20 protein-coding genes are annotated in these 18,584 nt (G+C 65.3%); 5 read left to right on the plus strand and 15 right to left on the minus strand.

Going from position 1 to position 18,584, the window contains the following annotated elements; genetic code table 11:
- Nucleotides 1–48: 48 nt before the first annotated feature.
- The 10 genes from ACNA0R_RS15150 to ACNA0R_RS15195 all read right to left on the minus strand — a co-directional run bounded on the left by ACNA0R_RS15150 (nucleotide 49) and on the right by ACNA0R_RS15195 (nucleotide 9,227).
- Nucleotides 49–813, minus strand: a complete 765-nt coding sequence (locus tag ACNA0R_RS15150) for an amino acid ABC transporter ATP-binding protein (RefSeq protein WP_415826853.1) — start codon at nucleotides 811–813, stop codon at nucleotides 49–51.
- Complete coding sequence (locus ACNA0R_RS15155) at nucleotides 810–1,484, minus strand: amino acid ABC transporter permease (RefSeq protein ID WP_415826854.1); 675 nt, start codon at nucleotides 1,482–1,484, stop codon at nucleotides 810–812. Before ACNA0R_RS15155 ends, ACNA0R_RS15150 begins: the two co-directional genes overlap by 4 nt.
- Before the next feature lie 95 nt (nucleotides 1,485–1,579).
- Nucleotides 1,580–2,413: a transporter substrate-binding domain-containing protein gene (locus ACNA0R_RS15160; protein ID WP_415826855.1), complete on the minus strand. Its 834-nt coding sequence runs from the start codon at nucleotides 2,411–2,413 to the stop codon at nucleotides 1,580–1,582.
- A 141-nt stretch (nucleotides 2,414–2,554) separates the two neighbouring features.
- A complete protein-coding gene (locus ACNA0R_RS15165) occupies nucleotides 2,555–3,265 on the minus strand; it encodes an aspartate/glutamate racemase family protein (protein ID WP_415826856.1) in 711 nt (236 codons plus the stop codon).
- Nucleotides 3,266–3,333: 68 nt separating this feature from the next.
- The gene (locus tag ACNA0R_RS15170) at nucleotides 3,334–4,719 is read right to left on the minus strand and encodes an FAD-dependent oxidoreductase (protein WP_415826857.1); all 1,386 of its coding nucleotides are present in this window, start codon (nucleotides 4,717–4,719) and stop codon (nucleotides 3,334–3,336) included.
- 10 nt (nucleotides 4,720–4,729) lie between these two features.
- Nucleotides 4,730–4,972, minus strand: coding sequence for a 2Fe-2S iron-sulfur cluster-binding protein (locus ACNA0R_RS15175; protein WP_415826858.1), 243 nt, complete (start codon nucleotides 4,970–4,972; stop codon nucleotides 4,730–4,732).
- Complete coding sequence (locus ACNA0R_RS15180; protein WP_415826859.1) at nucleotides 4,969–6,108, minus strand: NAD(P)/FAD-dependent oxidoreductase; 1,140 nt, start codon at nucleotides 6,106–6,108, stop codon at nucleotides 4,969–4,971. Before ACNA0R_RS15180 ends, ACNA0R_RS15175 begins: the two co-directional genes overlap by 4 nt.
- A 273-nt stretch (nucleotides 6,109–6,381) precedes the next feature.
- Nucleotides 6,382–7,527 carry a DSD1 family PLP-dependent enzyme gene (locus tag ACNA0R_RS15185; RefSeq protein ID WP_415826860.1) on the minus strand — a complete coding sequence of 382 codons (1,146 nt, stop codon included), beginning with the start codon at nucleotides 7,525–7,527 and terminating at the stop codon, nucleotides 6,382–6,384.
- Nucleotides 7,528–7,534: 7 nt separating this feature from the next.
- A complete protein-coding gene (locus tag ACNA0R_RS15190) occupies nucleotides 7,535–8,545 on the minus strand; it encodes a tripartite tricarboxylate transporter substrate-binding protein (protein ID WP_415826861.1) in 1,011 nt (336 codons plus the stop codon).
- Nucleotides 8,546–8,558: 13 nt separating this feature from the next.
- Complete coding sequence (locus tag ACNA0R_RS15195; RefSeq protein ID WP_415826862.1) at nucleotides 8,559–9,227, minus strand: HAD family hydrolase; 669 nt, start codon at nucleotides 9,225–9,227, stop codon at nucleotides 8,559–8,561.
- A 74-nt stretch (nucleotides 9,228–9,301) separates the two neighbouring features.
- On the opposite strand from ACNA0R_RS15195, the gene ACNA0R_RS15200 reads away from it, so the two are divergent.
- Nucleotides 9,302–10,273, plus strand: a complete 972-nt coding sequence (locus tag ACNA0R_RS15200; protein ID WP_415827049.1) for a LysR family transcriptional regulator — start codon at nucleotides 9,302–9,304, stop codon at nucleotides 10,271–10,273.
- On the opposite strand, the gene ACNA0R_RS15205 is transcribed toward ACNA0R_RS15200, so the two are convergent.
- From ACNA0R_RS15205 to ACNA0R_RS15220, 4 genes are all read right to left on the minus strand, one after another.
- A complete protein-coding gene (locus ACNA0R_RS15205; RefSeq protein ID WP_415826863.1) occupies nucleotides 10,249–10,791 on the minus strand; it encodes an MOSC domain-containing protein in 543 nt (180 codons plus the stop codon). The genes ACNA0R_RS15200 and ACNA0R_RS15205 overlap by 25 nt on opposite strands.
- Before the next feature lie 175 nt (nucleotides 10,792–10,966).
- Nucleotides 10,967–11,638 (minus strand): RraA family protein, encoded by a 672-nt coding sequence (locus tag ACNA0R_RS15210; RefSeq protein WP_415826864.1) that lies wholly within the window; start codon nucleotides 11,636–11,638, stop codon nucleotides 10,967–10,969.
- Between the two features lie 46 nt (nucleotides 11,639–11,684).
- On the minus strand, nucleotides 11,685–12,653 hold the full coding sequence (locus ACNA0R_RS15215) for a Bug family tripartite tricarboxylate transporter substrate binding protein (RefSeq protein WP_415826865.1): 969 nt from the start codon (nucleotides 12,651–12,653) through the stop codon (nucleotides 11,685–11,687).
- Nucleotides 12,654–12,706: 53 nt separating this feature from the next.
- Nucleotides 12,707–13,564 (minus strand): DUF1932 domain-containing protein, encoded by an 858-nt coding sequence (locus ACNA0R_RS15220; RefSeq protein ID WP_415826867.1) that lies wholly within the window; start codon nucleotides 13,562–13,564, stop codon nucleotides 12,707–12,709.
- A gap of 303 nt (nucleotides 13,565–13,867) precedes the next feature.
- Between ACNA0R_RS15220 and ACNA0R_RS15225 the strand changes: the two genes are divergently transcribed.
- Together ACNA0R_RS15225 and ACNA0R_RS15230 are read left to right on the plus strand one after the other, a co-directional pair.
- On the plus strand, nucleotides 13,868–14,551 hold the full coding sequence (locus tag ACNA0R_RS15225) for a GntR family transcriptional regulator (protein WP_415826868.1): 684 nt from the start codon (nucleotides 13,868–13,870) through the stop codon (nucleotides 14,549–14,551).
- 141 nt (nucleotides 14,552–14,692) lie between these two features.
- On the plus strand, nucleotides 14,693–15,694 hold the full coding sequence (locus ACNA0R_RS15230; RefSeq protein ID WP_415826869.1) for a GSU2403 family nucleotidyltransferase fold protein: 1,002 nt from the start codon (nucleotides 14,693–14,695) through the stop codon (nucleotides 15,692–15,694).
- Between the two features lie 6 nt (nucleotides 15,695–15,700).
- Here the strand turns inward: ACNA0R_RS15230 and ACNA0R_RS15235 are convergent, their stop codons facing one another.
- Nucleotides 15,701–16,486, minus strand: a complete 786-nt coding sequence (locus ACNA0R_RS15235; RefSeq protein WP_415826870.1) for a FadR/GntR family transcriptional regulator — start codon at nucleotides 16,484–16,486, stop codon at nucleotides 15,701–15,703.
- 187 nt (nucleotides 16,487–16,673) lie between these two features.
- Between ACNA0R_RS15235 and ACNA0R_RS15240 the strand changes: the two genes are divergently transcribed.
- Both ACNA0R_RS15240 and ACNA0R_RS15245 read left to right on the plus strand, forming a co-directional pair.
- A complete protein-coding gene (locus tag ACNA0R_RS15240) occupies nucleotides 16,674–17,462 on the plus strand; it encodes an SDR family oxidoreductase (RefSeq protein ID WP_415827050.1) in 789 nt (262 codons plus the stop codon).
- Nucleotides 17,463–17,603: 141 nt separating this feature from the next.
- Nucleotides 17,604–18,569 carry a Bug family tripartite tricarboxylate transporter substrate binding protein gene (locus ACNA0R_RS15245; RefSeq protein ID WP_415826871.1) on the plus strand — a complete coding sequence of 322 codons (966 nt, stop codon included), beginning with the start codon at nucleotides 17,604–17,606 and terminating at the stop codon, nucleotides 18,567–18,569.
- Nucleotides 18,570–18,584 lie beyond the last annotated feature (15 nt).

The following is an 18,584-nucleotide window of genomic DNA, read 5'->3' on the forward strand; positions in this document are numbered from 1 at the left end:
ATGGCATGACACCCGCCGACCTTACCCGCCGGGCTCGGAGCCCGGTCTTCAGGACTTGTTGAAGCGCGCCAGGAAAGCCTGCGTGGCCGGCTGCGCCGGATTGTCGATGACCTGCCGCGCGGGCCCCGCTTCCACCACGACGCCGTCGCGCATGAAGACCACCTGGTCGGCGACTTCGCGCGCGAAGGCGATCTCGTGCGTGACCAGGATCATGGTCATGCCATCTTCCGCCAGCGCCTTGATGACGGCCAGCACTTCGCCCACCAGTTCGGGATCCAGCGCGGACGTGGCCTCGTCGAACAGCATGACTTCGGGCCGCAGCGCCAAGGCCCGCGCGATCGCCACGCGCTGCTTCTGGCCGCCGGACAGCATATCGGGATAGCTGTCGGCCTTGGCCGCGAGCCCCACCCGCGTAAGCAGATCCATGGCCTGCGCGCGGGCCTGTGCCTTGGGCACCTTCTTTACCGTCACCGGGCCTTCCATGACGTTCTGCACCACCGTCATGTGGGGGAACAGGTTGAAGTGCTGGAACACCATGCCCGTGGTCGCACGGTAGCTGGCCAGCTCCTTCTCATGCATGCGGCGACCCTGGCCGCTGTTGAAGTCCATGCTGCGCTCGCCCACGCGTATCGTGCCGCCGTCCGGCATGGTAAGCAGGTTGATGCAGCGTAGCAGGGTCGACTTGCCCGACCCCGACGGCCCTATCATCGCCACCGCCGTGCCCTTGGGCACCCGCAGCGAAATATCCTTCAGCACGACATGATCGCCAAAGCGCTTGCTGAGATTGCTGACCTCGATCATCGCGTCGCTCATGCCGCGCTCCTGTCCTGCCTGGCGAGCCGGGTCTCGATGCGCTTGGACCACAACGTGGCGGGGAACAGCACAATGAAATAGCACACCGCCGCGATCGTATAAATCTCCAGCGGGCGATAGGAATCATGCGCCGCGGTTTGCGCCTGGTACAGCAGATCCGGCACCGCGATCACCGACAACAGCGAGGTGTTCTTCAACTGCATGATGGATTGGCTCATCAAGGGCGGCACCATGCTGCGAAAGGCCTGCGGCAGGATGATGCGACGCATGACCTGCTTATTCCGCATGCCCATGGCCAGCCCCGCTTCGGTCTGGCCCCACTCCACGCTCAGGATGCCGGCGCGCACGATTTCCGAATAGAAGGCGCCGCCGTACAAGGTCAGGGAAAGCGCCGCCGCGCTGGTCGGCGACATTTCGATATTCGTCAGGATGGGCAGGGCGTAGTAGAACCAGATCAGCTGCACCAGCACCGGCGTGCAGCGGAAGACCTCCACATAGGCGCGCAGGATGCCCGCGATGAAGCGCGGCGCGCGAACCCGGCCAATGCCGACAAGCAATCCGACGGCCAGGCCGGCCACCACGACGATGACCGTATACACGACGGTATAGGCCAGGCCGCTCAACAACAGCTTGTGGTAGACCCAGACGGCGCCAAAGTCCCAGTGGTACACAACGACTCCTTGATATTCCCGCTATGGTGAGCCGCGCCCCGGGCACGGCGCGGCCAGTGCTTGGGGGCGGGGCCGCCGTGGCGCCCGCCCCAGGTTCAGAACGTGGCTTCCTTGGGGAACAGCTTGGGATCGACACCCGCGAGCTTCTGCATGTTGTCGACGATGGTCTGCTTGATCAGGCCCTTGGAACGCTCGGTGTTCAGCCACTGATTGACGTATTCGGTGAAGGCCTGGTCCGGCTCCTTCTGCACGCCGATGGCGGTGGGCGCGGTGGCGGCCGGCGTGGGTATCACCAGGTGGCCCAGCTGCGGCGATTTCGACAGCACGGTCACGGCCAGCAGGATAACCAGCACCTGCGCATCCACCCGCCCGGTCTGTAAGGCCAGCGTGGCGTCGCCGGAGGTCTCGAAGCGATTCAGCGTCGCCTTGGCCAGCGCCTGTGTCGCGAAGGTATCCTGGTTGGAACCCTGGTCCACGGACAGGCGCACTTCCGGCTTATTGACGTCGTCCCAGGTCTTGGGATCGAAGCTCTTCTTGGCCACCAGCGTGAAGGTGTTCTGGAACAGCGGATCGGTGAAACCGACGGTCTTCTTGCGCTGTTCCGTGGGGGCCAGGCCGAACATGCAGTCTATCTTGTTGGATTGCAGATCCAGCACCGCATTGCCCCACGTGGTATCGATGGGCTGCAGCTTGACGCCCATGGACTCGGCCAACTGATTGGCGAAGTCGACGCAGAAGCCCTGCCATTGGCCAGTCGCGACCGACTTGACGAAGTACGGCGCGGCGCCCGCGACGAAACCGGTGCGCAATACCTTGGTGCGCTTGATGCGCGCCATCGTCGATTCGGTCTGCGCCAGCGCCGGCATCGAAATCATCGAGCCCAGGCCGAAGGCGCAGGTGGCCGATACGAAACTTCTGCGTGTAATCACGGGATTCTCCTGAATGCGTAAAGAGCCTGGAAACGTTAAGGACGGTCCGGCGCTCAAGCCCGGCCCTGTCCACCGGAAGGCATTCTAATCGCGCCCATCCCTTCCTCGCATCCATGCGGGCAAACCCTGAATACCCGCCGGCTACCGCAGCGAGTCGATGAACCACTTCAGCATGCCGACCACATCGAACACCGGCACCCCGGTGGCCGCGCGCACGGCCGCGGCGAAGGGCGGCATATTGGTGCATTCGAAGACGATGGCGCCCACGTCCGGATGCCGATCCCGCAGTGCCCGCGCGGCCGTCACCATTTCCCTTTCCAGGACGGCGAAGTCCGCGTCCTCGGGGCCGGCGCGGTCGGTGAAGACGCGGCGGAACAGGCTGTCCTCCGGCATGCCCACGATGGGCGTGGCCGGATCCACGCCGACGGCGGCGAGATGCGCGGCGGTCAGGGCGCCGCGGTCGATGGTGAGTATGCCGACGCGCTTGCCGGCCGGCAGCATGCACTCGACCATGGGCACCTGCAGCAGCGAACTGGTCGCCACCGGCACCGGCAGCCGCTCGCTCAGCTCCCGCTGGAACAGGGCCAGGAAACCGCAGCTGGTGGTGATGCCGCGCACGCCCAGGTCTATCAACTCCCGCGCGGCGTCGACGAAGGGGTCGAGCAGGCCCCGACCCTGGTCCTGGATCACCCGCTCCGGCGTCGCGCCGCGCACGATCTTGTATTGCAGCGGCACGGACCACGTCGCGCCATTGCCGATTTCGCCAGGAAAGCGCATGAAGCGGGTATCGAGCATCAGCACGCCCAGCGTCAGGCCGTGGACGACGGGGCGGGAAGAGGGATTGGAAGTCATGGCGAACCGGATGATGATTTGATCGGTTATTGATCGGTTAAGGGAGCGTAGCGCTATTGCTCATTCGTTCACAGCTCCTGGGCATCCGCCAGTGCTTTTACCGACACCGGGCGAATCGGCCAGCGCGGGATCGGGCCGTCGATATCGGCCAGGGTCAGGGCGCCCGCATCGCCATCGGCGGCCATGGTCGCCGCATGCGCGCAGTAGCGTCCCTGGCACAGCCCCATGCCGACACGCCCCACCAGCCTGATCTCGCGCGCGGAACGCAGGTCCCGGACGGTGAGGTCGCGCGCGGTCACGCCTTCGCAACGGCACAGGATGGTATCCATGTCCATGGGCGGACGGGCGCTGGCGAACAGGCGCCGCAGGGATGCCTGGAAAACCGCCGCGGCCCGTATGCCCCATGGCAACGGCCGATCGGCCGGCGACGACGGCGCGCCATCGAGCCTGGCCATCACCATCGCCGCCACGCGACGGCCCTCGCCGGGCGCGGCGTCGGCGCCCAGCACGCGATTGCAATCGCCGGCCTTGGCGACGATGACGCCATGCACGTCGCCGGACGGGATGCCGCGGTCATTGCACGCCAGGCCGGCATGCAGCACCAGCAGGTCGACCAGGTAGTCCCGTGCATCGCCACGCGGCCCCACTGTACGCACCCGCAACCCGTCATCCTGGCGGCTTACCGTGCTGACGGTCGTGGCCGTCACGTATGGCACCCGCGCCGGGCGCAATTGGCGGAAGTAGCCCGCCGCCTCGATCAACTGCTTCGGACCGGCCGCCAGGCCCAAGGCCGCCGCGGGCCGGCGCCACAGGCCCCGATAGGGATCGGCGGCCTCCAATACCGCCACCGGCGCATTCCCCAGCGCCGCCAGCTGCGCGCCCAGGGCCAGCGGCAAGGGACCATTGCCGGCCACCAGGATGCGGCCCCGCGGGGCCTGGCCGCTTTCCTTCATCTGCACCTGCAGGCCGCCGGCCGTGACGACGCCGGGCAATTCCCAGCCGGGGATATGCGGCGCGCGCTCCGTCGCGCCGATGGCGTAGATGATGGCGCGCGCCCGGACCAGTTTCACCGGTCCATCGGCGCGGCTGTCGATCATGCAGACGCCATCGCCGTCGATGCCCAGGAACACCGCGGATGTCAGCAGGCGGATGCGTGCCGAAAACGCATCCAGCTCGCGCAGCAACCGGGCCCAGTTGCGCTTGTGCCGCGCCGGCATGGGCACGGCGCTGGGACCACCGTCATGCGCCGCGCGATGGATGGCGCCGCCGGCATGGGGGCGCTGCTCCACGAGTAGCACGCGTGCCCCCCGCCGTGCCGCTTCCACCGCCGCGCCGACACCGGCGGGACCGGCGCCCACCACGAGTACATCGATGCCCGCCGCCGCACCGGCGCCTGGCCCCGCATGATCCGGCGACCCCTTGTTGCGCGATGACAAGCCCTTGTCCGGTGACACTCCGTTCCCCTCAGAATGCGCCTGGCGTGACCACGGCATCGGGCCGGGCCGGCGTCAGGCAGGCCTCGACCGCGGCGCCGCCATTGATCGAAACCAGGCAACCCTGGCATTGCCCGATGCCGCAGAAATAGCGGCCCTGCTGTGCGCCGGCCGCCTGTCCGAAGTCGTCGACCCGCGCGCGCCGCATGGCGAGCGCCACCGTTTCGCCATCGCGGAAAGAGATGGCCATGTCGTTCCAGTAGAAGTGGCTCATGTTCCGGCTCCAGCCGCCGTGGAGCCGGCGGCGAAACGCGCCGGCGACAGTGCCTCGATATCCAGGCTGCATGGCTGGCCCAGTACGGTTTGCGCCGCCAGCCGACCCATCAACGGTCCCAGGCAGATGCCGTCGCCTTCGAAGCCCGTCGCAATCGTCATCCCGTCGACGGCGGGATGACGGCCGACGATGGGCAGTCCATCGACGCTGGCGGTGCGCACGCCGGAAAACGTGCGTATCACGCGGCGCCGTTCCAGCGGGGGATACACGGCGAGCGCCTCTCGCAGAATGCGGGCCACGTGGTTCACGGTGGTCTCCCGGTCGGCCAGCCCGTCTTCGCGGGTGCCGCCGATCAGCAGCTGGCCGGTGTTCAGGGGATCGATCACCAGGCTGACCGGATCGCGCCGCGAGGCATCGGCGTTGCGCTTGGCCGCGAGATAGGCGGCCGACATCAGCGGTCCGGCGAAGGCGGCGGCATTGTCCGCGGCGCGATCGGTGATGATGATCTGACCTTTACGCGGAACCAGGATCTCCCCCAACCCCGCCAGCGCGGTCGACCCCAGCCCGGCCGCGATCAGTACCGCATCGGCGTCATGATCGCCGGCATCGGTGCTCACGCCGACAGCCCGGCCGTGGGCGACCTTGATCCGGCGTACCGCCGCGTGCCGTACCACGCGCGCGGCGGATTGCTTCAGCATGCGGTCGACGATCTGGTAGCCCAGCGCGTGCCCATCTTCCGGCACCGCCAAAGCCGCCACCACCTTGGAAGACACGCCCGGCACCGCGCGCGCGAAGGCCGCGCCACCCAGGCTTTCCACGCGCACGCCGGCGCTTTGCAGGTCCTGGCCATGCAAGGCCATCAGCTCGGCCTCGGCCTCATTGCGCGCGAACAGGAAAGTCGGGCGCTGCTGGAACAATCCCCGCAGCAGACCTTCACTTTCGAGTTCGACATAGAAATCCCGCGCATGCCGCGCGATATTCATCAGGAAGCCGGGCTTCTTGCTTCCCACCGACACCAGCCCATCGGACGCCCCCGAGGCCCCGGCCGCCGGCGTCGCCGCATCCAGCACCGTCACTTGGCAATCCGCCTGCCGCAGAAAATAGGCGGCCGACGCGCCGACGATACCGGCGCCCACGATGACGATTCGTGCGCCGGCCCGAGCGCTCGCGCGCCCCGGACCACTTATTGAACCCATGGCTGAAACCGCTGCCTTGCCTATCCGTGGACCGTGCACCATGCCGCGGCCCTCATGCAAGGCCGCAAAGTTACACGATTTCCCGCTCGACGATGCAACGCAGCGGGCAACGGGCAGAAAACAGGGGCGTTAAGTCGGCGCTAACGAGCTTAGTCGGCGGCCGGAATGACAGGCCGGCAAACTCGCCCGATCGATGATCCTGAACCGACTTCCTCACCACCCGTGGAAACGCGGCCAGGCTGCCAATGCGCCATCCGCCGACAGCGCCTGGTAGTGCTCGAATTGGGCGCCGGTGGCGCAGGCGTGGTTGGGCAGGATGCGCAAGCGGGCGCCGATGGGAAAGCGGGCGGCGATGTCGCCGGTGTCGTTCGCCCCGCCGCCGGCGCGGGAGACGATGCCATGCTCCTGGTTGGCGCCGACCAGCAGGTAACCTTCCATGGGCTGCCCGTGGATATCGCAGATCTGGCCGTACTTGTAGTCGTGCTGCTGTTTCGATGTCCCGACATCGCGGCTCATGGCCATCCAGCCGGCGTCGACGATGGCCCAGCCTTTTTCCGTCTGGTGGCCGATCACGGTGGCGAGGACGCTCAGCGCGATGTCGTCGATGGCGCACACGCCCACGTTGTGCATGACCAGATCGAAGAACACATAGACGCCGGCGCGAACCTCGGTCACGCCGTGCAGGTCCCTGGCGCTCAGCGCGGTCGGCGTCGAGCCGACACTGACCACGGGACAAGGAATGCCGGCGGCGCGGATTCTTTCCGCCGCGCTCACGCACCCCGCGCGTTCCTGCTCCGCCAAGGCTTCCAATGCATCCGGCGTGTTCAGCTCATAGCTGGATCCCGCATGGGTCATCACGCCCTTGACCTGCATGCCGCCCTCATGCAGAACGGCCGCGACCTTCACCAGCTCGTCGCTGTCGGGGTGCAGTCCCGACCGGTGGCCGTCCGTATCGACCTCGATCAACACTGGAAAGCGCGCGTCATGCGCCCGGCCGAAATCCGCGATCTCGCGGGCGGAAACGACGCTGTCCGTGATAATGGTCAGATCGCATCCGCGGCGACGCAGTTCCAGGGCATGCGGCAGGCGATGCGCCGCCATGCCGACCGCGTAAAGGATGTCCGTGATTCCGGCGGCGAAGAACTGATCGGCCTCCTTCAGCGTGGACACGGTGATACCGCGCGCGCCCGCTTCGAGCTGCGCGCGGACGACGTTCTCGCACTTCGAGGTTTTCACATGAGGCCGGAAAGCGACGCCGAGTGAATTCATGCGGTCCTGCATGCGGCGGATATTCCGCAGGGCGCGCGGCAGGTCGATGACGGCCGCGGGGGTATCGATATGGTGCAAATCAGCTTTCATGATGTTGTTAGTCCAGCGTGTCGACCTTGGCCTTGAGCGCGGGCACGTCGTCGCGCAGGCCGCGCGTAATCAGTCCGGTCACGACCGCGGGCGCGGCGCCGCCGCCGCTCGGCAGGTCGACGCCGACCGCTTGCATCTGCTTGCGGAAATCCGGGTCCGCGGCGGCCTCGGTCAACGCCGCGGTCAGCCGCGCCATGACGGGCGCCGGCGTACCGCGCGGCGCGAAGATCGCGTTCCAGGCCTGTACGTTCAGCGGATAGCCCGCCTCGCCCGCCGTGGCGACGTTCGGCAATTGCGGCAGCCGCGATGAGGACAGCACCGCCAAGGCCTTGATTTTGCCGCCGGCGACCTGCGGCAATGCCGTCGTGGTCTGATCGCACATGAAGTCGGTCTGTCCACCCATGAGGTCATTCATCGCGGGCGCCACGCCTTTATAGGGCACATGCGTCACGCTGACCTTCAGCGCCGCCAGCAGCAGCACGCAACCGTAGTGCGAAATCGATCCCACGCCGGCGCTGCCATAGGAAGCGCCGTCCTTGCTGGCGCCCAGCCAGGCCACGAACTCGCGCAGATTGTTGGCGGGCAGGCTGGCCTTGCCCAGCAGCAGCATAGGCGCGGAGCCCGCCAGGCCGACGGGCTGGAAATCGGCGATCGGATCGTAGGGCAGCTTCTTGTAAAGCGCGACGTTGGCCACGTGCGTACCTATCGTTCCAAAGCCCAAGGTATAGCCGTCCGGCGCCGCCCGGACCACCTTCGTCAGCCCGATGGTGCCGCCGGCGCCGGCCAGGTTCTCGACCACCACGGCCTGGCCCAGCCGCTTGCCCATTTGCTGCGCGAAGCCGCGCGCGAGCGCATCGCTGGGGCCGCCCGCGGGGAAAGGCACGATCAAGGTCACCGCGCGCTTCGGAAAGGCGTCATTGGAGCCCTGGGCCTGGACCTGCACAGGCGCCCCCAGCGCGCCCGCGACGGCGAAAAGACCGGTGACTATCGATGAACGGATGCAATGGCGACGATGCACGGCAGGCTCCAGATCAACGTGGCGCCGCGGGGGCGGCATGGAAGGATTGCAGCCACGGCAGCGCGGGCTCCAATGTCGCGGCCTGGATCTCCGGCTCCTTGGCGCCGGCCGGCAACCCAAGCCCGACGCGGTTGTGCCAGAACGTCCGCAGGCCCACCGCCGCGGTGCCGAACATGTCGTAGCCCGACCCCGCGACGAAGGCCGCGTCCTCCGCCTCGACGCCCAATCGCTCCAGCGCCATGCGGTAAGGACGCGGATCGGGCTTGTAGAAGCCGGCTTCCTCGGAGGTCACCACCACATCCCAATCGACGCCCATGCGCGCCGCGGCCCGCGTCCCCAGCCCGCGGGAGCAGTTCGTCACCACGGCCAGTTTGCAATGCGGCCGCAGCGCCCGCAGCAGCTCGCGCGCGCCGTCCCAGGGCGGCAGCTCGTCCCAGCGCGCTTCCAGCGCGTTGGGCGCCGACGGCTGCAGGCCCGTATCGCGGGCGGCCTGCCGGACCAAGTCCTCGTAGGGCTCGTACGCGCCGCACCCATAGGTCAGCTGCAGATACCGGGCGCGCCACGCGCGGCCTTTTTCCGCCGAGCCGGCGGCGGCGTTCCAGACGGTCCAGGAGTCCAGCAATGCCGTCAGCAGATCGAACAGCACGGCGCGCGGATAGGTGGGTGTGGGGGTCGTGTTCATGAGCGGCACTCTACCTTTACGAACTGTCGCTGTGTTTTAATGCTTCGACATCTATCGTTAAACCCGATTTAATGATGATCCAGATCGAGGACCTGCGGCTGGCGGCCGCGCTGCTGAACGGAACGTCGCTGAGCGCCGCGGCGCGCGCGCTGGATGTGACGCCGCCGGCCCTGTCGATACGGCTGCGGAAGCTGGAAGCCGCACTGGGCGTGACGCTCGCGTCGCGCACCGCGCGGCGACTGAGCCTGACGGCCGAAGGCGAGCGCTTCGCCCGCGAGGCCAGCGCGCTGCTCGCCCAGCTGGACGGCCTGTGCGACTCCCTGCAACAGGATGCCCGCCAGCTCACCGGCACGCTGCGCGTATCGGCGCCCTTCGGCTACGGACGCCAGCACATCGCGCCCTTGATCGCGGAGTTCGCCAGGACGCATCCTGGCCTGCGCCTGGAGCTGGAACTGCGTGAAACGCCGTGGCCCGACAAGCACGATGCGGACGCCATCATCCATATCGGCGCGGTGCGCGATTCATCCTGGATCGCGCGCACCCTGGCGGCCAACGAACGCTGGCTATGCGCCAGCCCGGCGTATCTGCAAGCACGTGGCCTGCCGCGCACGCCGCGCGACGTGGTCAGGCACAGCTGCATCTGCATACGGGAAAACAACGAGGACGTGACCCTATGGCATGTCCGCCCGCGCGCCGCCGGACGCGGGCAGCAGCGCGCCGAACAGGAAACCCTGAGGATCTCGCCAGCCTATTCCACCAACGATGGCGTGGTCGCGCGCCAATGGGCCGAAGAAGGCCTGGGGCTGGTGCTGCGATCCGAATGGGATGCCGCGGACGCGGTGGCGCAAGGCAGGCTGGTCCGCGTCCTGGCGGACTGGCAATTCGATAGCGCGCCCATCGTGCTGCTGGTGCCCACGCGCAGCGGCCGCACGGCGCGGGTGCAGGCCTTGATCGAGTTCTTCGAGGATCGCATAGGGCGGCAAGCCCGCATGCGGCAGGAACAGGGCAGGCAAGCGCGAGGTCAGACGCGTTCCAAGGCCCGATGAGGCTCGGCCGGCAAGGCCACCCGGATCGCATCGCCCGCCCGCACCGTTCCGCCGGTCAGCACCACGCTCATCACCCCCGCCTTGCGCACCAGCTTGCCGTCGGGCGTACGATCCAGCACCGCCGCGGTCAGGCCCGGCCGATAACCGTCCAGCTGCTTGCAGGGATTGCGCAGCCCGGTCACGCGCAGGCTGACTTGCTCGCCGATATACAGCACGGTATCCACGGGCAAGGCGAGCAGGTTTATCCCCATCGTCGTGATGTTTTCCCCGAGCTGCCCCGGCGCGATGTCGTAGCCCTTGCCGGCCAGTTCCGTAAACAGCTCGCGGTGGATCAGGTGCACCTGCCGCAGATTCGGTTGCGTGGGATCCTGCGCCACGCGCGACCGGTGCTTCACCGTCACGCCACAATGCGCATCGCCTTGCACGCCGTGGCCGGCGACCAGCGTGATGGATGTCAGAACCTGCTTGGAGAAAGCGTGAGCCGGGCTGGCGCTGACGGCGACGACGGAGGCGGTCATGGGTGGACGGGATGGAAAGGCGGACAATGCCGGCCGCCCCCAGGGGCGTGGCGCGTTGCGCTGGGTCGCGCAGCGGCGATTGTAGGCGCCTTATATGACCGGATCTTTAAGCGCGCGGGAAACCCCGGGAAAGGTCGGCGCGCCTCCGCCGCCGACGTTCCCCGCCGCGCCGCGCTCAGACTCCCACGCAGCCCAGGGCCTTCAGGCGTGCGTCGATCCAGCTGGTATCCAGCCGGTCGGCGGCGATGTCGGCCATCATCTTTTCTTCGACATGATGCTTTTCGCGGGTCGCCGCCAGCACCTGGTCGACCTGTCCGTAAGGCACGCACAGCAGGCCGTCCTCGTCGCCGATCACCAGATCGCCGGGCTCTATCACCATGCCGGCCAGGGCCACGGGTCCATTGATGACGCCCGGCCCGTCCTTATATGGGCCACGGTGCGTCACGCCGGCGGCGAATACCGGGAAGCTGCCGCGCCGCAGCGTGGCCGCGTCGCGTATGGCGCCGTTGATGACGATGCCGCCCAGCCCCCGCCGGGTGGCATAGGCGACCATGATCTCGCCGATGATGGCGTTGGTCAGGTCGCCGCCGGCATCGACGACGATCACGTCGCCCGGCTGCGCCAGGTCCAGCGCCTTGTGCACCAGCAGGTTGTCGCCGGGCCGGCAGCGCACGGTCAGCGCGGGACCGGCCATGTAGGCGCCGTCGTGCATGGGCCGCAGCGTGGGTCCGCCGGCCGCCATGCGCGACATCACGTCGCTGACGTTGGCCACCGGCAGGCCGCGAAAATCCGCCACGGTCTTGGCGCTGACCGCACGTTGGCGGGTATGGATCTCAAAACCTATCATCGCGTCTGTTCCTTTTCGATGGAAAGCCGGGCAGGGCCTGCCGGCCTTATTGCTTCTCGATGCCGGACTCGGTGATGACCGCGCCAAAAGCGTCGTAGTCCTGCTTGTAGCGCTTGGCGAACTCCGCGCTCGTGCCGCCCAGGACCTGGTAGCCCGCCTCGCGCAATTTCGCTACGAACTCGGGCTTGGCGATCGCCTTGTTCACCGCGGCGTTCAACTGCTGCACCACATCGTCGGGCGTCTGGCCAGGCACCATCAAGCCCCACCAGATGGTCTGGTCGATCTTCTTGTAGCCCTTCTCGACAAAGGTCGGCACGTCGGGCAGGGATTGCGAACGCTGGTCCGCCACGACGCCGATCGCGTGAACGGCGCCGCCCTTGATCTGCGACAGCAGCGTGGCGACCGAACCGTTGTAGATGTCGATCCGTCCGCTGGACAGGTCAGGATAGGCCTGGGCCCAGCCGCGATAAGGCACGGTGGTGAAATCGATGCCCGCTTCCTTGCGCCACAGCTGGCTGATCAGGTCGCCGCTGGAGCCCACGCCCGGCACGCCCACGGAAAGACGGCCGGGGTTCTTCTTGGCGAACTTCTCGATGTCGTCGATCGTGCGATACGGCGACTTGGGAATCGTCACGTAGACACTCGGCGACGACGCCACCAGCACCACCGGCTTGAAGTCCTTGAAGGTGTCGTAGGTCAGCTTCTTGTACAGCCACGGGTTCAGCACCACGTTATCGGTCTGCGCCATGACCAGGGTATGGCCGTCCGGCTTCGCCCGAGCGACCGAATCGAGCGCCAGGTTGCCGCCGGCGCCAGGCTTGTTCTCGACGACGATATTCCAGCCGTTGTCGGCGGTCAGGGCCGCGCCGACCATGCGCGTCAGCGTGTCCGTGCCACCCCCAGGCGGGAAGGGCGAAACCAGTGTGATGGGAGATGCGCCCAGATCGGCGGCGCTCGCCACGTTGATGGCGCATGCCAGGGCGGCACCGGCCGCGAAATAGCGGTGAAATTTCATGCTGTCTTCCTCTCGGTTTGATTATTTTGGGTCCGTGCCTCAGGGCGCCCGCTTCACTTTTTCCTGGCCAGTTCCCCTAGCCATTGCAGACTGGACTCCACGGACGATGCGTCCTCGGTTCCTTCGATGGCCGACGCTGTCCGTTCGAACAGCGCGGCGACGCCGGGCATGACGCGCGGCGACAGGCCGTCGCGTTCGAGCTGCCGCATGGCCTCTTGCACTTCGGCCAGCCGGCGCCGGGCATGCACGACGTGGGTGCGTACCAGCATCTCCAGGAAGACCTGTAGCGGCTGCCGTTCGATGTCCTGCAGCACGCGGTACAGATCCTGGCGCAGGCCCTTGGCCTCCGCCGCGACAAGACATTCCACGGCCAGCGCTTCGCAGCCTTTCGTGTACACGCTGCGCAGCAGTTTCAGCGTCGCGGCGTCGCCCGCCTGCGTCCCGACCTGCTGTATCGGCGCGCCCGCGCCGCGCATCAACTCCTCGATGGCGGCCGCGCCGGCCCCGGCGCAGAGCAAGGGCGTCTTGCCCTTGCCCAAGCTGATCGCGCCCGTGATGGCGACATCGGCGAACACGACCTTATTACGCGTGGCTTCCTCGGCCGCTGCCTGCATGTCCTGCGGGCTGGCGGTGGTGAAATCGGCGTAAAGCGCGCCGTCGGCCATATACGGCATCGCGCGCGAGCATGTATCCAGCGCGACCGACCCGAACACCGCGCTGATCACGACCCGCGCCTCGGCCAGCCAGGGGCCCAGCGAGTCGTGCAGCGGGATGTCATGCGTGTCGCTATAGCCTTTCAAGGCCTCGGACGGACGCGTGTCGCAGATGCCCAGGATCCGATGGCCAGCCTCGGCCAGGCTGTCGGCATAGCACCGGCCCACTTCTCCGCCACCGATGATGATAATGTCCATGACGTACAAAAAAAATACAATCCACGCATTGTGGGTGATGCGCCGCTTACAAGCCAATGAGCGTAAACCCTTATATATGCCTATTTTGCACTGCAATATCTCTGGATGAGCTCCGCCGACACAGTCGATGGTACGGGCAAGCTGTTCCGTGGAAAGTACAGTAAAAATACAATTCGTGGCCAACACCTGCCTCCGCGCGGCCGAGCAGTCTCGCAGTCGTCTGTGTTAGCCTGCGCGTCATCGCTTTCGCGAAGCGACAGCGACGCCCCCGTTATCCATTTCTTGCGCACGGCTGCACCGAACATGGCCAGCGATTCGAACCTAGCCTACGAAACCCTGAAGCACCGGATCCTGGCGGGCCAATACAAGCCCGGCACGCAGTTGAAGGAAGAGCCCCTGGCCGACGGCTTCGGCATCAGCCGCACACCGGTACGCGCCGCCCTACGGCGCCTGGTGGAAGACGGCCTGGCGGTCGCGGAATCAGGAAAGGGCGTCCACGTCGCCGCCTGGACCGAATGGGACATCGAGGAAGTTTTCCAATTGCGGCTGCGGCTGGAGCCGTTCTGTGCGCAATTGGCGGCCGAGCGCCGCAGCGAAGAAGCGCTGGACAGGCTCAAGCAAAGCAACGCGCAAATGGCGAAGGCCATCAAGGCGGGCGGCCCCGGCATGGCGGACGCCGCGCAAGGCGCGAACCGCGTCTTCCATCACACGTTGCTCGAAGCCAGCGGTTCACACCGCCTGCAATCCATCCTGGCGACGATGATAGACATGCCCATCGTCATCCGCTCTTTCCATGTGTACACCCGTGATGAGATGCAGCAGAGTCTGAGCCACCACCACGACCTGACGGTCGCCGTGCAGGAGCGGGACGGCGCGCTGGCGCATGACATCATGCAACTGCACCTGAGCATGACACGCCGGCGCTTGATGAAGGTGCGCGCGGCGAGCAGCCAGGACACGACCTCCGGATTGCGCGCCGAGGACTGACCGTGCATCGGCGGCGATCCGACTGGGGGCTCTCGATGGCCGGAATACGAGTATTGGCATAACCTATTGTTTTTATTGCTTTTTGGACGAAATCGAGCGAAACTAACGAAATCGCCCAAAACTCATTAAAATCAGTAAGTTATGAGATACTCCCCATTCCAGGAGGTACCAGAGCAAAAGCTCAAGCAGATCATTGACGCTCAGCAGCTCTATAGCAGCTATCGCTCCGCCTTCGAAGACGCAAAGAAATACCAGGGACGCCTCCATTGGGAGAAATCCGGCGGGACCGAATACCTGATCAACACACGTCACGACCATGGCATTCGTCAAAGAAAGAGCCTGGGTTCCCGCAGCGGTAAAACCGAAGAGATCGCCCGCATCTACACCGAGCACGCCGACGACGCTCGCCAACGACTGGACGCGCTGACGGAGGAGATAAAGAAGCAGGTACGGATGAACAGGGCATTGCGGCTTGGGAACGTGCCCCCGCCTGTAATCAAAGTACTGGCGCAGATCGAGAACGCCGGGCTTAGCAAGAAGATCATAACCATAGGCACAAACGCGCTGTACGCATACGCGGCGGCGGCCAGCGTGACGTTCGCGGATTCGATCATGGCCACCCAGGATCTTGATCTGCTCTGGGATAGCAGATCAAAGCTACGAATCGCGAGCCCCGATCCCAAGGGGCTTCTTGGCATTATTCAGCGCAGTGACGCCTCCTTCACGAAGATGGTGGATAAGCCATTCACCCTGACAAACAATCAGGGGTACCAAGTCGATCTCGTCAAGCGCGACGAGGGTTACCAGGATTCGGAACCTGGGCAAGTCTGGGAAAACGCGGACCACTTTTGGGCCGAGAAAGTTCACAACATGGATTGGCTGCTCTCGGCGCCAAAGTTCGAACAGGTGATCATCAGCGCAAGTGGAGAGATGGCAACGATGACTACGGTCGACCCACGCGCCTTCGGCCTTTTCAAACTATGGCTCAGCGAACGCAAGGAACGAGATGCCGGCAAGCGGCGGCGCGACTATGCGCAGGCAACCGCGGTTTTCCAACTGGTGGAAGAGTGCTTGCCGCATCTTTCGTTTGAGGACATCAAGACTATCCCCGAACGGATTCGCGCGCGTGCACGGAATCTGTAGAACGGCCTAACGCCCGCGTGCTGCCGTTGGCGAAAAACTCGCGTCGAGCGTGCGCATTCTGGAATTGTAGATATGCTCGCGCATCGCATCCCGAGCCTCTTCCGCCTGTTGGTCCTTGATCGCCCGGAAAATTCTCTCGTGTTCTCTTTGGACTTGTTGGCCACGAGTGACCGCGCTGGACAAGGCCAGGCTGCGCATCACACGCATGTAGTCGAATATCTGCTTGGACAGCGATTGCAGCATGGTCACGAACAGATCATTCCCGCAGGCGTTCGCGATCGCTTGATGGAAGCGGAAATCCGCCTCGTTACCCACTTGGCGCGCATCGAACGCCAGGCGCATGTCTTCGAGCGCTGTGGCCATGGCATCCAAGTCGTCCTCGCTCCGACGTAGCGCCGCCATGCAAGCGGCGTCGCCCTCCAACGCGCTGCGCAACTCCATGCAGCGTACCAGTTCGGCCAGTCCACCGATCGGCGCCAGTTTCACCAGTTCCGGGCTGGGCCGTCGGCGCACATAGGAACCGGCGCCGCGTTGGGAAATGATGACCCCGTCCGCCTGCAGTCTGAATAGCGCTTCGCGCACGACCGGACGGGAAACGCCAAAGGCCGCGCACAAATCCATCTCGGAAGGTAGCCGGGATTCTTCCGGATATTTTCCGTAGGTGATCTGCTGCAGCAAGCGATCGTAGAGCTGGTCGGCCAAACGCGGCGGACGCTGGGCGCGCAGGTCTTGCACCTCGGCAAATTCGCTTTCCTGGGCCTGCGCCCGATTCTCGGCTTTCGGTCTGGACATAGAAATTCCGGGGATCAGATGGCCGCGCAAAACCATCGCCAAGCGATGCCCTGATTGGCGGCCAGTATAGCTGCGTCAGTCGTTTCGCCAGAACACGAGCCCATCGAAAATAGTTGCCTGACAACTTATCAATGTTGTAATTTACCGCAAACGACCAAGCGCAGCGATGACTGCTGCGGGAGACAACATGGATTTGCGTATAGCGGGAAAATGGGCCCTGATATGCGGCGCCAGCAAGGGTTTAGGGCGCGGATGTGCGCAAGCATTGGCGTCCGAGGGTGTAAACCTGGTGATAAACGCCCGCGGCAAGGACATGCTTGAAAGCACGGCGCAGGAACTGCGCAGACTGGCCCCCGACGTTGAAATCCGCATCGCCGTCGGGGATGTCGCCACCGAGGGGGGGCGTGAAGCGGCGCTGGCGCAAACCCCCGCTATCGACATCCTGGTCAACAACGCAGGCGGTCCGCCGGCGGGCAATATGCAGGACTGGACACGCGACGACTGGATCGTCGCGCTCGACGCGAACATGCTGGCGCCGATCGCGCTGATCAAGGCGACCGTCGGCGGCATGGTCGAACGGGGCTATGGACGGGTCATCAACATTACATCCTCGGCGGTCAAGGCGCCGATCGCGGCACTGGGCTTATCGAACGGCGCCCGCTCCGGCCTGACCGGCTTCATCGCCGGGCTGGCGCGCCAGCCCGACTTGGCGGGGCGCAACGTCACCCTGAACAACATACTGCCAGGCACATTCGACACAGATCGCCTGCGATCGAATCTGGCGGCAATGGCCCAGCGCGCGAATGCGTCGGTCGAGGCTTATACCGATCGGCGACGTGACGCGATTCCCGCACGCCGGTTCGGCACGCCAGCGGAATTCGGCGCCCTCTGCGCCTTTATATGCGGCATGGACGCCGGCTATCTGACAGGACAGAACATCTTGCTGGATGGCGGCGCCTATCCAGGCACGTTCTGATCCATCGCCCTCCTGTATCCCTCTGATGCATTTGCCTGAGCGCATGTGCTTCCAGGGCCGGCGGTTGGATGGTCCGCGAATATGACGACGGCCGGCTAGCAGTACCTACACGCAGCAGAACCAAAAACACGGAGACAAGCAATGTTCAAAACCCTGTTTCGCGCGACCTGCGTCGCGCTCGGACTGTCGGCAGCCCCCTTACCCATCCTGGCCCAGGAAGGACAGCCTGTACAACTCATCGTGCCCTACAACCCCGGAGGAGGCTCCGATCTGTTCGCCCGTCTTGTTTCTCCCGGGCTGGCCAAGGCCTTGAATCAGACCGTGATCGTCGAGAATCGCGCAGGCGCGGGAGGGATTATTGGCACGGAGACGGTGGTCAGAGCGACGCCTCCAAACAAGATGCTGTTGGTGTCGGACTCCGCCGTCTACACCATCATTCCATCCCTATACAAGCCCCTGGGGTATTCACGAAAGGACCTGGTACCGGTGGCCAATCTGGCCATGTTCGGAAACGTGCTGGTCGTGCCCGCCAATTCGCGGTTCAAGACTTTCCAGGATCTGTTGGAGGCAGCACGCAAAAACCCGGGGAAATTGACGATCGGATCGTCGGGAACGGGCGGTATTACGCACCTGGCGGCGGAAAAATTGATGGAGCAAGCCAGGATCAAGCTGGTGCACGTTCCGTACAAGGGCAGCGGTCCCGCGATAGCCGACACCGCGGGCGGGCACATCGACATGGTGTTCACCGGATTGCCATCGGTTTTGGAGCTGCTGAAATCCGGCAAGCTGCGCGCCTTGGCCATCGCCACCGAAAAACGGTCTCCGTATGCCCCGGACATTCCCACGATCAGCGAGTCCGGTGTACCCGGCTTCTCGGCGCTGATATCCCAAGGCTTGTTCGCCCCCGCAAACACGCCGCCAGAAACCGTTCAGAAACTGAATCAGGCCGTGCGGGACTTCATGAACCAACCGCATACCCAGGAGACCCTGCGCAAGATGATGGTGGAACCCGCTGATCAGTCGTCGGCCGAGTACACGGCGTGGCTGGACAAGGAAAGCAGCGAATGGGCCGCGTTGATCGAACGCGCCGACATCAAAGTGCAGTAGCCGTCACAGGCGACC

Origin of the sequence: Bordetella sputigena (assembly GCF_965137885.1) — a bacterium.
GTDB classification, from domain to species: Bacteria; Pseudomonadota; Gammaproteobacteria; order Burkholderiales; family Burkholderiaceae_B; genus Bordetella_C; species Bordetella_C sputigena.

Excerpts from the sequence above, each read along its gene's own strand:
- ACNA0R_RS15185 (WP_415826860.1), bottom strand. The coding sequence starts at position 7,527 with ATGAAAGCTGATTTGCACCATATCGATACCCCCGCGGCCGTCATCGAC.
- ACNA0R_RS15195 (WP_415826862.1), bottom strand. The coding sequence starts at position 9,227 with ATGAACACGACCCCCACACCCACCTATCCGCGCGCCGTGCTGTTCGAT.
- ACNA0R_RS15205 (WP_415826863.1), bottom strand. The coding sequence starts at position 10,791 with ATGACCGCCTCCGTCGTCGCCGTCAGCGCCAGCCCGGCTCACGCTTTC.
- ACNA0R_RS15240 (WP_415827050.1), top strand. The coding sequence starts at position 16,674 with ATGGATTTGCGTATAGCGGGAAAATGGGCCCTGATATGCGGCGCCAGC.
- ACNA0R_RS15245 (WP_415826871.1), top strand. The coding sequence starts at position 17,604 with ATGTTCAAAACCCTGTTTCGCGCGACCTGCGTCGCGCTCGGACTGTCG.
- ACNA0R_RS15220 (WP_415826867.1), bottom strand. The coding sequence starts at position 13,564 with ATGGACATTATCATCATCGGTGGCGGAGAAGTGGGCCGGTGCTATGCC.
- ACNA0R_RS15230 (WP_415826869.1), top strand. The coding sequence starts at position 14,693 with ATGAGATACTCCCCATTCCAGGAGGTACCAGAGCAAAAGCTCAAGCAG.
- ACNA0R_RS15175 (WP_415826858.1), bottom strand. The coding sequence starts at position 4,972 with ATGAGCCACTTCTACTGGAACGACATGGCCATCTCTTTCCGCGATGGC.
- ACNA0R_RS15235 (WP_415826870.1), bottom strand. The coding sequence starts at position 16,486 with ATGTCCAGACCGAAAGCCGAGAATCGGGCGCAGGCCCAGGAAAGCGAA.
- ACNA0R_RS15225 (WP_415826868.1), top strand. The coding sequence starts at position 13,868 with ATGGCCAGCGATTCGAACCTAGCCTACGAAACCCTGAAGCACCGGATC.
- ACNA0R_RS15165 (WP_415826856.1), bottom strand. The coding sequence starts at position 3,265 with ATGACTTCCAATCCCTCTTCCCGCCCCGTCGTCCACGGCCTGACGCTG.
- ACNA0R_RS15200 (WP_415827049.1), top strand. The coding sequence starts at position 9,302 with ATGATCCAGATCGAGGACCTGCGGCTGGCGGCCGCGCTGCTGAACGGA.
- ACNA0R_RS15215 (WP_415826865.1), bottom strand. The coding sequence starts at position 12,653 with ATGAAATTTCACCGCTATTTCGCGGCCGGTGCCGCCCTGGCATGCGCC.
- ACNA0R_RS15210 (WP_415826864.1), bottom strand. The coding sequence starts at position 11,638 with ATGATAGGTTTTGAGATCCATACCCGCCAACGTGCGGTCAGCGCCAAG.
- ACNA0R_RS15150 (WP_415826853.1), bottom strand. The coding sequence starts at position 813 with ATGAGCGACGCGATGATCGAGGTCAGCAATCTCAGCAAGCGCTTTGGC.